The organism is Paramagnetospirillum kuznetsovii (genome assembly GCF_003284725.1).
Taxonomy (GTDB): domain Bacteria; phylum Pseudomonadota; class Alphaproteobacteria; order Rhodospirillales; family Magnetospirillaceae; genus Phaeospirillum; species Phaeospirillum kuznetsovii.
The window spans coordinates 58795-73252 of the sequence record NZ_PGTO01000002.1 but is presented as its reverse complement, the minus strand read 5'-3'; the positions used below and the strand labels follow the sequence as shown (position 1 = coordinate 73252).

At 64.9% G+C, this 14458-nt stretch carries 11 protein-coding genes and 1 tRNA gene; 4 read left to right on the top strand and 8 right to left on the bottom strand.

The features are described 5' to 3' along the window. Positions 1–27 precede the first annotated feature (27 nt). Positions 28–1500 carry a cobyric acid synthase gene (locus tag CU669_RS02975; RefSeq protein WP_192884567.1) on the top strand — a complete coding sequence of 491 codons (1473 nt, stop codon included), beginning with the start codon at positions 28–30 and terminating at the stop codon, positions 1498–1500. Here the strand turns inward: CU669_RS02975 and cbiB are convergent. The 3 genes from cbiB to CU669_RS02965 all read right to left on the bottom strand — a co-directional run bounded on the left by cbiB (position 1480) and on the right by CU669_RS02965 (position 2893). Then, complete coding sequence (gene cbiB / locus CU669_RS02970) at positions 1480–2478, bottom strand: adenosylcobinamide-phosphate synthase CbiB (RefSeq protein ID WP_112142337.1); 999 nt, start codon at positions 2476–2478, stop codon at positions 1480–1482. The two genes, CU669_RS02975 and cbiB, sit on opposite strands and share 21 nt — an antisense overlap. Before the next feature lie 53 nt (positions 2479–2531). Next, a complete protein-coding gene (locus tag CU669_RS21285) occupies positions 2532–2678 on the bottom strand; it encodes a hypothetical protein (RefSeq protein WP_161539565.1) in 147 nt (48 codons plus the stop codon). Between the two features lie 130 nt (positions 2679–2808). Further along, positions 2809–2893, bottom strand: a tRNA-Leu gene (locus CU669_RS02965). A gap of 199 nt (positions 2894–3092) precedes the next feature. On the opposite strand from CU669_RS02965, the gene CU669_RS02960 reads away from it, so the two are divergent. Beyond that, the gene (locus tag CU669_RS02960) at positions 3093–5420 is read left to right on the top strand and encodes a methyl-accepting chemotaxis protein (protein WP_112142336.1); all 2328 of its coding nucleotides are present in this window, start codon (positions 3093–3095) and stop codon (positions 5418–5420) included. 113 nt (positions 5421–5533) lie between these two features. Beyond that, positions 5534–8236 (top strand): preprotein translocase subunit SecA, encoded by a 2703-nt coding sequence (secA, locus tag CU669_RS02955; protein ID WP_112142334.1) that lies wholly within the window; start codon positions 5534–5536, stop codon positions 8234–8236. Between the two features lie 66 nt (positions 8237–8302). Here the strand turns inward: secA and CU669_RS02950 are convergent, their stop codons facing one another. Beyond that, positions 8303–9763, bottom strand: coding sequence for a M48 family metalloprotease (locus CU669_RS02950; protein WP_112142672.1), 1461 nt, complete (start codon positions 9761–9763; stop codon positions 8303–8305). Between the two features lie 82 nt (positions 9764–9845). Between CU669_RS02950 and CU669_RS02945 the strand changes: the two genes are divergently transcribed. After that, the gene (locus CU669_RS02945) at positions 9846–10739 is read left to right on the top strand and encodes a hydrogen peroxide-inducible genes activator (protein ID WP_112142333.1); all 894 of its coding nucleotides are present in this window, start codon (positions 9846–9848) and stop codon (positions 10737–10739) included. On the opposite strand, the gene CU669_RS02940 is transcribed toward CU669_RS02945, so the two are convergent. Genes CU669_RS02940 through bfr (CU669_RS02925) form a run of 4 tightly spaced genes read right to left on the bottom strand, consistent with a single transcriptional unit; the run spans position 10730 to position 14389 of the window. Beyond that, a complete protein-coding gene (locus CU669_RS02940; RefSeq protein WP_112142332.1) occupies positions 10730–10936 on the bottom strand; it encodes a hypothetical protein in 207 nt (68 codons plus the stop codon). The genes CU669_RS02945 and CU669_RS02940 overlap by 10 nt on opposite strands. Before the next feature lie 13 nt (positions 10937–10949). Further along, on the bottom strand, positions 10950–13397 hold the full coding sequence (locus CU669_RS02935) for a PAS domain S-box protein (protein WP_239988506.1): 2448 nt from the start codon (positions 13395–13397) through the stop codon (positions 10950–10952). A gap of 13 nt (positions 13398–13410) precedes the next feature. Beyond that, positions 13411–13893: a bacterioferritin gene (gene bfr, locus CU669_RS02930; RefSeq protein ID WP_112142331.1), complete on the bottom strand. Its 483-nt coding sequence runs from the start codon at positions 13891–13893 to the stop codon at positions 13411–13413. 16 nt (positions 13894–13909) lie between these two features. Continuing rightward, positions 13910–14389 carry a bacterioferritin gene (gene bfr, locus CU669_RS02925; RefSeq protein ID WP_112142330.1) on the bottom strand — a complete coding sequence of 160 codons (480 nt, stop codon included), beginning with the start codon at positions 14387–14389 and terminating at the stop codon, positions 13910–13912. Between the last annotated feature and the right edge of the window lie 69 nt (positions 14390–14458).

Sequence of the window (14458 nt, the reverse complement as noted above, 5' to 3'; positions counted from 1 at the left end):
GCCGCTCCGTCTGCGACAGTCGCCGCCATGACCAGGACCACTCCCGCCCTCATGCTGCAAGGCACCGGTTCCGATGTCGGCAAGTCCCTGCTGGCCGCCGGGCTGTGCCGGTTGTTCGCCCGGCGCGGCCTTAAGGTCTTGCCGTTCAAGCCGCAGAACATGTCCAACAATGCCGCCGTGACCGCCGACGGCGGCGAGATCGGCCGCGCCCAGGCCTTGCAGGCCCGCGCCTGCGGGGTGGCGCCGCGCTCGGACATGAATCCGGTTCTGCTCAAACCGCAAAGCGAGACCGGGGCGCAGGTGGTGGTCCAGGGCAAGGTCTTGGCCAGCGCCACGGCGCGGGACTATTACGCCTTGAAGCCGACCCTGCTGCCCAAGGTGCTGGAAAGCTTTCACCGCTTGGCCGCCGAGGCCGATCTGATGGTGATAGAGGGTGCGGGCAGCGCCGCCGAAGTTAACTTGCGCGCCGCCGACATCGCCAATATGGGCTTCGCCGAGGCCGCCGACGTGCCGGTGGTGCTGGTGGCCGATATCGACCGCGGCGGCGTCATCGCCTCGGTGGTGGGCACCCATGCCCTGCTGCCCGAGAGCGAGCGGGCGCGCCTCGTCGGCTATGTCATCAACCGCTTTCGCGGCGACCCCGCCCTGTTCCTGCCCGCCATCGACATCATCAAGGCCCGGACCGGGCTGGACTGCCTGGGCATCGTGCCGTGGTTCCCCGACGCTGCCCGCCTGCCCGCCGAGGATGCCGCCTCGCTGTCGGGGAGCAGCAGTGCCGGAGAGGGCATCCGCATCGCGGTGCCGCGCCTGTCGCGCATCGCCAATTTCGACGATTTCGACCCGCTGGCGGCGGAAGAGGATGTGCGCCTCGACATGATCGCCCCCGGCCAGCCGCTGCCCGGCGATGCCGATCTGGTGATCCTGCCCGGCTCCAAATCCACCATCGCCGACCTGGACTTCGTCCGCGCCCAGGGCTGGGACATCGACATCATGGCCCATCTGCGGCGGGGCGGCCGGGTGCTGGGCATCTGCGCCGGTTATCAGATGCTGGGCAAATCCGTCGCCGATCCGCTGGGGGTGGAAGGCCCCAAAGATTCCGTCGCCGCCGGTCTGGGACTGCTGGATGTGGAGACCGTCATGGCGGGCGACAAGGTTCTGACCGAGATCGGCGGAACCGATGCCGCGGGCGTGCCGGTCCGGGGCTACGAGATGCATATGGGCCGCACCACCGGCCCCGACGCGGCGCGGCCCTATCTCACCCTGGGGGGAGAGCCGGACGGGGCGGTGTCATCGGACGGAAGGGTCGCGGGATGCTATCTGCACGGGTTGTTCACCTCGGATGAATTCCGCGCCGGGCTGCTGGCCGGATTACGTCCCGGCCGCTCGGGCGGGCTGGTCTATGAAGCGCAGGTGGACGCGGTGCTGGACCGCCTCGCCGATCATCTGGACGCCCATCTGGATGTGGAACGCCTCGCCCGCCTAGCGGGCTTGCAGCCATAACACCAGCACCACCAGCCCGGCGTCCATGACGCAGGCCACGGCGAACAGGTGCAGCGCCCGGGTGATGTCGGCCACGGTGGCCCGCGCCCGGCCCGCCCCGATCCAGTTCTCGTCCACCGTCAGGCCGGGATATTTGCGCGGCCCCCCCAAGGCAAGGCCCAGCGCCCCGGCGGCGGCCGCCTCGGGCCAGCCGGAATTGGGCGAACGGTGATGGCGGGAATCCCGCACCATGGTGATCAGGGCGGCCACCGGCTTGCCCTTGGTGACGAAGGGCGCGGCCAGGGCCAGCAGCAGCGCCGCGATGCGGGCGGGAATCAGGTTCAGCACGTCGTCGAGCCGGGCCGAGGCCATGCCGAAAGCGCGGTACTTATCGTTGCGATAGCCGACCATGCTGTCCAGGGTGTTGACCGTCTTGTAGAGCAGCAAGCCCGGCAGCCCCAGCAGCACATACCAGAACACCGGCGCCACCACGCCGTCGGCGAAATTCTCGGCGAGGCTTTCGATGGCGGCCCGCGCCACCCCGTATTCGTCCAGGCTTTGCGGATCGCGGCCGACGATGCGCGAGACCGCGTAGCGCCCCGCTTCCAGCCCATTATCGCCCAGCGCCTTGGCCACGTCGCGCACATGCTGGAACAGCGAGCGCTGGGCCAGCAGGGTGGCGGCGACGAACACCTCGGCCAGCCAGAAATGCGGCAGGACGCGGGCGAGGAAGCTGATCACGCCGCCCACCGCCAGGGCCAGCACCGCCATGCCCAGGGCCAGCAGAAAACCGCGAAAGCGCCGATCCGTCTCCGAGCGGTCGGGCTTGTTCAACCGCTTGTCCAGGGCGCCGATGGTGCGTCCGATCATCACCACCGGATGGGGGATCAGACGAAAGAGCGGCCCCATCTCGCCCAGTGCGGCATCCAGGCCGATGGCCATGACCAGTAGCAACAAGGCGTCGGGGGCATGGCCGAAATGGGTGAAGAGCGGAAACATGGCGCCAAGATGAAGTGAGGATGTCGGGGCGTCAATGGCCCGGAGCGAAGCGACTAGACCCGATTGGCCCAACCCGCGCCAGACGGCGTAACTTTGGTCGGGACTCTACCCATGGCTGGATGAAAGTTCCACGGCAGGTCACGCGGATCATTCATGGCCGTCTTCAGGTTGGCCTCGGTCAGGGTGAACGTATATTTCATGATGCCTCTCCTTTGCGAGCGTCGGAGCGCGCAACACCGTTCACCGGGGATGGCCCCGGCGGCGTTCCTGATCTGGGTTGAGACATAAAAACGCCCGGCTCCGCGTGATCGGCGGTCCGGGGCGCAGCTATGGTGGCCCCTGCCGGAATCGAACCGGCACGCCCGAAGGCGAGCGATTTTAAGTCGCTTGCGTCTACCAATTCCGCCAAGGGGCCACGGCAGCAGCCGCTCCTTATACCCCAGCCCCGCGACCTCCCCAAGTCCCCTCCGCCTTTCATTAAATTAGTTTGAATATATATTCGTATTATTGCATATTTCATCCTGACGAATTTGCGCCGCGACTTGGGGAGGTCGCCATGCGCGCCAGCCAAAGGACGCCGCAATCCGGTGCGCCGTCTCCAGAGGGGAAATTGCATGTCCATGGGTATCGCCGCCCGTTTCGGCACGGCTTTGGTCTTCATGTCGGTGGGTACCGCCGCCCTGCTGGGATGGTTCGCCAACCGCCATGCCGTCACCTTGATTGAACAGGCGGAAAAGCGCGAACTGCTGGGCCGATTCGAGCAATTGAGCGACTCTGTCGACGGCTCTGCCTCCGAGGCCCGCGCCCTGGCCGCCCTGGTGGCCAATCTGCCGGGCATTCCCCATCTGGTCGCCACCGGGCAGAGGGACACCCTTGCAGCGCAGATGGTCCCCGCGTTCAAGGCCATGACCGCCGAATACGGCATCGAGCAGTTCCAGTTCCATCTGCCCCCCGCCACATCCTTCCTGCGGGTCCACGCGCCCGCAAAGTTCGGCGACGACCTGTCCGCCATCCGTCAGACGGTGGTGCAGACCAACGCCAGCCAGAAGCCGACCCAGGGATTGGAATACGGCGTCGCCGGTCTGGGCGTGCGCGGCCTGGTTCCGCTGTTCGACGGCGGCGCCCATGTGGGGTCGGTGGAATTCGGCCTCAGCTTCGGCCAGCCGTTCTTCGCCGACTTCAAGAAATCCTTCGGCGTCGACGTCGCGCTGCATGTCAAGAGCAAGGACGGCTTCAAGCAATTCGCCGGAACCTTGGCCGCGTCCAATCTGTCACCTTCGGAAATCGCCGAGGCCATGGACGGCCGCGACGTGCTGAAAGCCGTCGCGGACGGCGCCGGCGGGCGCGTCGCCATCTTGGGACGCGCCATGAAGGATTACAGCGGCAAGCCGCTGGGAGTGGCCGAAATCGCCATGGACGCCAGCCATTACGCCACCCAATTGGCCGAAGCGCGCAACGACATGTTGTCGCTGATCGCCGTCGTTCTGGTCATCGCCCTGATAACCGCCGTCGTGCTAAGCCGCGGCATCACCCGGCCGATCCTGTCCATGAGCGACACCTTGGACAAAATCGCCAAACGCGACCTCAGCGTCACCGTTCCCGGCCAAGACCGAGACGACGAGCTTGGCCGCATGGCCCGCGCCGTCGCCGTGGTGGAGGAGGAGGTCCGCCGCACCGTGGCGCTGGAAGAAGCGCAACTGCGCACCATGGCGGAGTTGGAGGCGGGTCAGAAAAATCTGCGCGACGGCATGCAGGTCCAGTTGGAAGGCATCGTCGAGGCCGCCATCCAAAGCAACGAGGCCGCCGTGGTCCTATCCAAGATGGTGGGCTCGGTGCGCCGCGCCTCGGAGCAGAGCCAGACCATCGCCAGCGCCATCGAGGAACTGGTGGCCTCGGTCCACACCATCGCCGAGTCCTCCGATATCGCCGCGCGCGAGGCCTCGGACGCCGAATCCTCGGCACGCGGCGGCGTCGCCGCTACCGCCGCCGCGCGCAACGCCATGGACGGACTGCTTGAAGCGGTGGACGCGGTCGGCCAGCGTATCGAGGCCTTGGGCTCGGCCTCCGGTCAAATCGCCGCCATCATCGATCAGATCGAGGCCATCGCGGGCCAGACCAATCTGCTTGCGCTCAACGCCACCATCGAGGCCGCCAGGGCGGGAGAATCCGGCAAGGGCTTCGCCGTGGTGGCGGGCGAGGTCAAGACCCTGGCCAATCAGACCGCCAAGGCCACGGTGGATATTCGCTGCCGCATCGAAGGGCTGACCGCCGAGATGGCAGAGGCCACCCTGGCCATGAACCGCTCGCGCTCCGCCGCCCAGGACGGACGCGGCGCCGTGACCCAAGTCACCGACGGCCTTGAAGCCATTGCCGGACGCATCGACGGCGTCACCCAGCGCATGCACGAAATCGCCTCCGTCTTGGGCCAGCAGAATGCCGCCACCAGCGAAGTGGCGTCGTCGGCCGCCGACATCGCCCAAGTGTCGGGCCATAATCTGGGCGAGATCGCCGCCGTGCTGAAGGCCATGAGCGACTCGGCGGCGGTGCTGGACAAGCGGGCCGATGACTTCGCCAAATCCGGCAGCGCCGAGGCTTTGCTTCAGGTGGCGAAGAACGATCATGTCCGCTTCAAGCGCTCCATCGTCGAACGCATCCTGGGCCAGAACGATCTGACGCCGGACCGCCTGTCCAACCACCATAGCTGCCGGTTGGGCAAGTGGTACGACACGCTGGCCGATGAACGCCTTACCAAGCTTCCCGCCTACGGCAAACTGCTGGACCCGCACCAAAGAGTCCATGCCCACGGCAAGCGGGCGCTTGAACTGTTCATTGGCGGCGACGGCGAAGGCGCGACGGCCGAGATCGATCTTCTCAACAGTGCATCGCACGAGGTGCTCGGCCTGCTGGAAGAAATGTCGCGAGGTCTCAGGGCAAGCGCCTAAATCCCGCCCCATCCGGCCCGCGACATTGACAGAAGGCGGGCCGGGCTCTATCTCTTGCCGGTCGCGAAGGGCCTTCTGACCGGAGGCCCCGGCCACTCACGTCGAGGAAGCTTATGTTCGGCGCCATTGCCCGGCGGATCTTCGGAACCGCGAATGATCGTATCCTCAAGCCGCTGAAGAAGCATATCGACGCCATCAATGCCCTGGAGCCCTCTCTGGTCGGGCTTTCGGACGACGAGCTTCGTGGCCGCACCGACCTGTTCAAGCAACGCATCGCCGAAGGCGCCAGCCTGGACGACCTGATGGTCGAGGCCTTCGCCACCGTGCGCGAGGCCGCCAAGCGCACCTTGGGCCAGCGCCATTTCGACGTGCAGCTGCTGGGCGGCATGGTGCTGCACCAGGGCCGCATCTCCGAGATGAAGACCGGCGAAGGCAAGACCCTGGTCGCCACCCTGCCGGTCTATCTCAACGCCCTGTCCGGCAAGGGCGTCCATGTGGTCACCGTCAACGACTACCTCGCCACCCGCGATTCCGAGTGGATGGGCCAGATTTATCGTTTCCTCGGCCTGACCGTCGGCGTCATCGTCCATGGCATCGACGATCTGGAACGCCAGCGCGCCTATGCCTGCGACGTCACCTACGGCACCAACAACGAGCTGGGCTTCGACTATCTGCGCGACAACATGAAGTTCCGCCTGGAAGAGATGTGCCACCGGCCGTTCAACTACGCCATCGTCGACGAGGTGGATTCCATCCTGGTGGACGAGGCCCGCACGCCCCTGATCATTTCCGGCCCGACCGAGGATAATTCCGAGCTGTACCGGCTGGTCGACAAGATCATGCCCGATCTGGTCGCCGAGGATTTCGAGAAGGACGAGAAGCAGCGCGCCGTCACCCTGACCGATCGCGGCACCGAGCATGTGGAAGAGATGCTGGCCGCCGCCGGTCTGATGAAGGGCGCCCTTTACGACGTGGGCAATGTCAGCCTCGTCCACCACGTCAATCAGGCGCTTCGCGCCCACAAGCTGTTCACCCGCGACGTGGACTACATCGTCAAGAGCGACAAGGTCATCATCATCGACGAGTTCACCGGCCGCATGATGGAGGGCCGACGCTATTCCGAGGGCCTGCATCAGGCGCTGGAGGCCAAGGAAAACGTCACCATCCAGAACGAGAACCAGACCCTGGCCTCGATCACCTTCCAGAATCTGTTCCGGCTCTATCCGAAATTGTCCGGCATGACCGGCACCGCCATGACCGAGGCCGGCGAATTCCACGAGATCTATGGCCTGGAAGTGGTGGAAATCCCCACCAACCAGCCGGTCAGCCGCAAGGATGCCGACGACGAGGTCTATCGCACCGCCGACGAAAAGAACGACGCCATCGTCACCCTGATCGAGGAATGCCGCGGCCGCATGCAACCGGCCCTGGTGGGCACCACCTCCATCGAAAAGTCGGAACATCTGTCCGCCCTGCTGAAGAAGAAGAAGATCCCCCATCAGGTGCTGAACGCCCGTTATCACGAGCAGGAAGCCTCCATCATCGCCCAGGCGGGTGTCCCCGGCGCCGTTACCATCGCGACGAACATGGCCGGTCGCGGCACCGACATCCAGTTGGGCGGCAATCTGGACATGCGCATCCGCCAGGAACTGGGCGAGATCACCGACGAGGCGGAATATGCCCGCCGGGTCGAGGCGCTGAAGGCCGAGATCGAGGTCAACAAGGGCAAGGTCCGCGACGCGGGCGGCCTCTACGTCATCGGCACCGAACGCCACGAAAGCCGCCGCATCGACAACCAGCTCCGCGGCCGTTCCGGCCGTCAAGGCGATCCCGGCGCGTCGAAATTCTTCCTGTCGCTGGAAGACGATCTGATGCGCATCTTCGGCTCGCAGCGCATGGACGGCATGCTGCAGAAGCTGGGGCTGCAAAAGGGCGAGGCCATCGTCCATCCCTGGATCAACAAGGCCTTGGAAAAGGCGCAGCAGAAAGTCGAGGCCCGCAACTTCGACATCCGCAAGAATCTGCTGAAGTTCGACGACGTCATGAACGACCAGCGCAAGGTGGTCTACGAACAGCGCAAGGATCTCATGGCCGCCGAGGAAGTGGCCGAGGAAATCACCGCCTTCCGCCACGAGGTCATCGCCGAGATGGTCTCGCGCTGCATCCCCGAACGCGCCTATGCCGATCAGTGGGACGTGGCCGGGCTGCACGAGGAAGTGCTGCGCATCTTCAATCTGGATCTGCCCGTGGCCGAATGGGCCAAGGAAGAAGGCATCGCCGACCAGGAAATCCGCCACCGCATCGAGGATTTCGCCGACCGCCGCATGGCCGAGAAGGTCGCCAATTACGGCGCCGAAACCATGCGCATGGTGGAAAAAAGCCTGCTGCTGCAATTGCTCGATCAGGCCTGGAAGGATCACCTGCTGCAACTGGACCATCTGCGCCAGGGCATCAGCTTGCGGGCCTATGCCCAGCGCGATCCCCTGAACGAATACAAGCGGGAAGCCTTCAACCTGTTCGAACAGATGCTGCTGGACCTGCGCGAGAAGGTGACCTCGGTGCTGGCCCATGTGCAACTGCGCTTCGGCGACGACGAAAGCCCGCAACAGGCCCTGGAGCCGCGCGGCCCCAGCCGCACCCAGGAGACCCGCGAGGATCCGGCGCTGGCGGCCGGATCGGCCTCCATCTCCATGTCGCCGCGCAGCACCGCCATCGACCCCAACGACCCGGCCACCTGGGCGGCGACCTCGCGCAACGCGCCCTGCCCCTGCGGGTCCGGCAAGAAGTACAAGCACTGCCACGGCGCGGTGGCGTAAATCTGCGGGCGGGACGCCCGCGCTCCTCGGTCTTTGTTTTGGAGCGCGGGCGTCCCGCCCGCAAACTCAGATCACCATCTTGATCTTCTGCCCCGGCTTCAGGGCCTCGCCCTCGGCCAGACCGTTGAGCACCCGGAAGCGTTCCAGCTTGTGGTCGTCATAGGGCAGCTTTTCCGCCAGTCCTTCCACCGTATCGCCTGATTTCACGGTGATGATGTGGAGTTTGAGCGGCTTGATGTCGGCCCGTTCCGTATCGGTCAGCCGACGCAGGCTGTAGCCGGCCTTCTTCATACCCTCCGCCTGGGCGCTGGTGGCCTGGGGCTTGGTCAGGAACAGCATACGATAGACCGCCTTGCCGTCCTTGATGGCCAGCAGGCGGGCATCCCTGGCGCCGCTGTTGGTGTTCAGCTGGGTCACCCCGGTGGCCGCCGCCATGCCGTTGACGGTGATGTCCTCCATGGAGGACAGCCGGGCGCCCTTGGCCCATTGGCTCTGCAGGTAATTGGTCATGTCGCCATGGGCTTCCGGCCCCATGTCGAAGCGGATGATGGAGCCGTCGGAATGGGTGGCGGTCACCGCCTTGGCGCCATTGACCAGCTTATAGCCTTGCGGAACCTCGAAGCGGATACCCAGGCCGGAATGGGAAAAGACCCGGCCGCGCACCACGCCCTCGCCGGGATCGTCGCCGATCAGCAAGCCGTCCATATGGGCCAGATAGCCGTCGCGTCCCACGGCGCCCTGATGATTGCCGCCCTTGTCGGCCGCCGCCGCCGCGTCCTTCACGCGATCCAGGGTGCGGGGGTGGCTGGCGAACATGGAATATTCATCCACCGCATCCGGCGAGCGCCCGGCCAGCACCGCGTCCAGGCGCGACTGATCGCGCAGTTTGCCCAGGAAGGTGGCCATGGCGTCCGGCTTCCAGCCGCTGATATTCATGTAGCGGATGCCCAGCCCGTCGGCCTCGCTTTCCTGATCGCGGGAATAGCCCTGGATATAGGCCGCGGCCCCCAGTCCGGCCAGATCGCCAAGCCCGTTGACGCCGGTCACCACGCCGACCACGGCGCCCAGAATGCCGGTGGCCAGATTGGCCGCCACGGCTTGGCTGTAACGCTGCGCCGTGTGGCGGCCGGTGACATGGCCGATCTCGTGGCCCACCACACCGGCCAGTTCGGCCTCGTCATCGGCCAGGGCCAGCAGGCCCCGGCTGACATAGACATAGCCGCCGGGCAGGGCGAAGGCGTTGACGATGGGGCTGTTGACCACCGTGAAATGGAAGGTGGCGCCTGGCGTCTCGGTGTTCTTCACCAGACGCTGGCCGATGCCCGCCACATAGGCCTGAACCTTGGGATCGTCATAGACGCCGCCGAACTGGCCGAGGATCTTGGGGTGTTCATCGGCACCCAGCTTGGCCTCTTCCTCCGCCGACATGATGTTGAAGTTGGACTGGCCTGTCCCGGGGGCAACCTGACACGAGGTCAGCAAGGACAGCGACAGCAGGGCGGCGAGGGCGGTGGAGGGTTGGCGCATGAAGGCCTCGGTGGCGGATGGGTGATTCCTCTTGATGATAGGCACTCTGGTCCCAAGGGCAAGAGGGCGATAGACTTCAACCATGCAGACTCACCTGCCCACCCTTCGCCAATTGCGCTATCTGGTCGCCCTGGCCGAGCACCGCCATTTCGGCCGCGCCGCCGAGGCCTGCCTGGCCACCCAGAGCACGTTGTCGGCGGGCTTGCAGGAATTGGAATCCCTGCTGGGCGCCGTTTTGGTGGAGCGCACCAAGCGCAAGGTGCTGATGACCCCCCTGGGCGAGGCCGTCGTCCAACGCGCCCGCGAGGTGTTGCGGGGCGCCGAGGATATCGCCGACATGGTTCGCGCCGCCGGTAAGCCGTTGTGCGGGCAGATGCGTCTTGGCGTCATTCCCACCATCGCGCCGTTCCTGCTGCCCCAGGCGCTGCCGGTCCTGCGGCTGGCCTATCCGGACTTGAAGCTGGTGCTGCGCGAGGATCTGACGGCGCGATTGCTGGACCGGCTGTCACGCGGCGAATTGGATGTCGCCCTGTTGGCCCTGCCCTATGACGCGCCGGAGTTGGAGACCGTGGTTCTGGCGCAAGATCCCTTCGTGCTCGCCTGTCCGCCCGACCATCCGCTGGCGTCGCGGACGGAAATATCGGGACCAGACTTGGCCCAGGCCCATCTGCTTTTACTGGAAGAGGGCCATTGCCTGCGTGAACACGCCCTGGCGGCGTGTTCCCTGCCCGGACCGGTCCGCGGCGAGGATGTGATGGGGACCAGTCTCGGAACCCTGGTTCAGATGGTGGCCTCGGGATTGGGCGTCACCTTGCTGCCCCGCATGGCGGTGGAGTGCGGCATCTTGCGCGGGACCGATCTGGTGACCCGGCCGGTGGCGGGGAACGGCGCCCGGCTGATCGGGCTGGCTTGGCGTAAATCCAGCGCCCGTGGCAAGGAATTCACCCTGCTGGGAAAGGCCTTGTTTCAGCCATAGCTGCCGATGGCCAGTTCCTCGGGCGTGTCGGCCACCAGTTGCAAGGCCACGGTGCCGCTCTTGGTGCGGATCAGCAGTTCCAGGAACCAGGTGCCGTCGTCCAGGGCGAGCGGTGCGCCGGTGCCTATATAGGTCACGCCCTCGACATCCATGCTGACGCTGTGATTGTCGTTGAACGAAATGGCCGCGAGCTTCATGCCCCAAACTCCTTCAGGAGAAGTCGACAAGCTCGCGCAATCCGGGGACGCCGTCAACCGCCGGAAACGCCATGAGGAAGCGACTGCCCTCGCCCCCACCTTCGCCCCCACCCTCGACGGATTCCACCCAGAGGCGGCCGCCATGGGTGCGGACGATCTTTTGACAGATGGATAGACCGATACCGGTTCCTTCATACTCGGTCTCGCCGTGCAGCCGCTGGAACATCATGAAGATGCGGTCGAAATACTGCGGATCGATGCCGATGCCGTTGTCTTGGACCCAAACCACCCAGTCGCCGCCATCGCGCCGACAGCCCACGGACAGGCGCGGCGGCCGGTCCGGATGGCGATACTTGACGGCATTGCCCAAGAGGTTCTGGAACAGCCGGACCAGCTCGACCTTCACGCCCATGATGGCGGGCAACGGGCCATGGATTTCGATCCGCGCCTCGCCGTCGGGCTGATCCAGCCCGAGATTGGCGGCGGCGTCCGTCGCCGCCTCGCCGAGATCGACCATCTCGCGGGATTCATTGCCGCGCCCGACGCGGGAATAGTCCAGCACCCCCAGGATCAGGGCATCCATGCGCTTGACGCCGGCCACGGCGAAGCCGATGAAATCCTCCTGGTCGGCGGTCAGCGAACCGGCAAGACTGCGGCTCAGCAGGGTGACGTAACTGGCGACCATGCGCAGCGGCTGACGCAGATCATGGGACGCCACATAGGCGAACTGTTCGAGATCGGCGTTGGAACGGACCAGTTCCTGGGATTTGGACGCCAGTTCCGCCTCGAAGCGATTGCGCTCGGTGACATCGACCACGATGCTGCTGAGATAGGCGCGCCCCCCCACATGGAACGGCGAGGAATAGACCTCCACATCGCGGATGGTGCCCGAGGCAAGCCGGTGCTTGAAGCGCAGGAACAGCCGCTCCTGGCGCGCCACCGCCTCCATTTCCACCTTCACCTGATCCGGGGACAAGGTGTTGATCTCGGTGATCCGCATGCCTTTGAGGGTATCGACCGGATAGCCGTAGAACATGGCCGCCGATTCATTGGCGTCGACGATCAGGCCGGTGGTGGGGTCCACCAGCAACTTGACGGCGGGATTGCGGTGGAAGATCTGGCTGTAGAGTTCCTCGCGCTCGGCGGTGGCCTGCTGCGCCAGGAAGGCGTCGGTCACGTCGCGCCCGATGGTCTGGTAGCCGGCCAGATTGCCCTGGCCATCGAATTGCGCCGTAGTCCGCCATTCGATCCAGCAATCGGGCTTTCCTGGTCGCAACACCCGGCGGCGGTCCTCCCTGGTCGGGGACTTCGCGGTCATGGAGGCCAGGGCCTCCGTTATTTCCGCATGCTCCTCTTTGGGCACGAAGTCCAACCACTTCTTGCCGATCAGCGCGTCGCCGTCGGTATCGAAGAACGCGGCATAGGCTTTGTTGAAGGCGACCAGAGTGGTATCGGGAAGATAGCGGTGAATGATGTCCTTCTGGCCTTCGACCAGCAGGCGGTAGCGCTCCTCGCTGGCGGCCAGGGCGGCGGACGCCCTGCGCTCGGCGCGATTGCGGCGGTCCAGCAGCACGGCGATGACGAGGACCAGCAGGGTGAACATCACCCCGCCGACGGACACCACGATGGCGCTGAAGGTCCAGCGCCGCAACGCCGCCTCTACCGTCACGCCGATGGAGACCACGACCGGATAGCGGTCCAGCGCCTGATAAGAGGCAAGGCGCGGCTTGCCGTCGAAGGTGCTTTCCGCGATGAAGGTTCCAGAGCGGCTTTTCGGCAGGTGCTGGGTGAACAGCGGTCCGGAACGAATGGACTTGCCAGCGTCGAACTCCATCTCGGGAAGGCGCGCCAGAACGTCACCCGCGGCATTGGCGATGACGGAGCGATCCACGTCGGGCGACATGACGCCGCTCAGCGACTCGTTGAAGAATCCCGGATTGAGAACCGCGACGACCACGCCTTCGAACGTGCCCAGTCGGCCGATGATCGGCCGCGCGGCCAGAACGCCGATACGGCCGGTGGCCGCGCTGGGAATCGGGCCGGTGACCACCATGCGATCGCGGCCGTTGCCCGCCTTCATGTCCTGGAAATATGGTCGGCGGGACAGATCGACCCCCAGCAGGGAGTCGAGAGTGCTGGTCCGCACGATGCCGTCGGCGTCGATGATGTAGAGATTGCGCAATTCGAAGAAGGCGACGGAGCGGGTGCGCATGAAACTGGTCAGGGCGGCGCGGTCGCGGCCGCCCTGGCCCAGATGCCGCGCCGTCACTTCCTGAAGCACCAGATCGACGCCATGCAGGGCGCCGTCCACCCGCTCGGACACCACCCGGGTCAGGGATTCGGTCAGCAGCCCGGTGGCCCGCAAGGAATCGGCGCGATCGCGCCACACCAGCAAGCCGACGGACAGCCAGATACCCAAGACCACCAGCAGCGACAGAACCAGCGGGTGGCGTGATCGCAAATCTATGCCCAGACTAAGCCCCCTCGACCTCACCCACCGCCGACTGGAGATAATTGGGCAGGCCCATGGAGGAGATCAGGCCCACTTGCGTTTCCAACCAGTCGATATGTTCTTCTTGTTCTTCCAATATCTCCGACAACTCGTCGCGAGTCACGTAGTCCTTCTTGCTTTCGCATAGAGCAATCGCGCTGACCAACGCCTTATGCCCGGCACTGGCCATCTTTAGGTCGCTCGCTATTATTTCGGGTACATTCTCTCCGATCATCAACTTGCCAAGATCCTGAAGGTTGGGAAGACCTTCCAGGAACAAGATACGCTCGATGACCTCGTCGGCTTCCTTCATTTCGTCGATGGAGGCTTTGTAGATGGCCTTGCCGAGATCCTTGAAGCCCCAGTTCTTCAGCATGCGCGCATGCAGGAAGTACTGGTTGATGGCGGTCAACTGCACCCGCAGGATGGCATTCAGATGGAGGATGACGTCCTTATCGCCCTTCATAGCGCGTCCCTTCCGTTCAGAAATTGTCGGCGGCGGCGGATTGCAGGTAATTCTGCAGGCCCATGCGCTCGATCAATCCCAGTTGCTGTTCCAGCCATAGGGTGTGGTCCTGCTCGGTGTCTTCCAGGATCTTGGCCAGGATGCGACGGCTGTCGTAATCCTTCTCATCCTCGCAATGGGCGATGGCTTCCTTCAATTCCTTGATCACCGACAGTTCCAGATCGAGATCGGACCGCAGCATGGCGGGCACGTCCTTGCCGATGGAAGGCGCGGGCCGCTTGGAGATGTCGGGCGTGCCTTCCAGGAACAGGATGCGGCTGATCAGCAGATCGGCATGGCCGATCTCGTCCTGGCGTTCATGCTCGATGCGCTCATAGAGCTTGTGCAGCCCCCATTCCTTGTACATGCGGGAATGGACGAAATATTGATCGGCGGCCACCAGCTCGCCGACCAGCAACTCGTTGAGGCGGGAAATCACGCTCTTCTTGCCCTTCATGGGGAGACTCCTCGGTTGGACGGCTTACAGCAAACCTAGCACTCCGGGGAGGGGAGACAAGCCGCACCG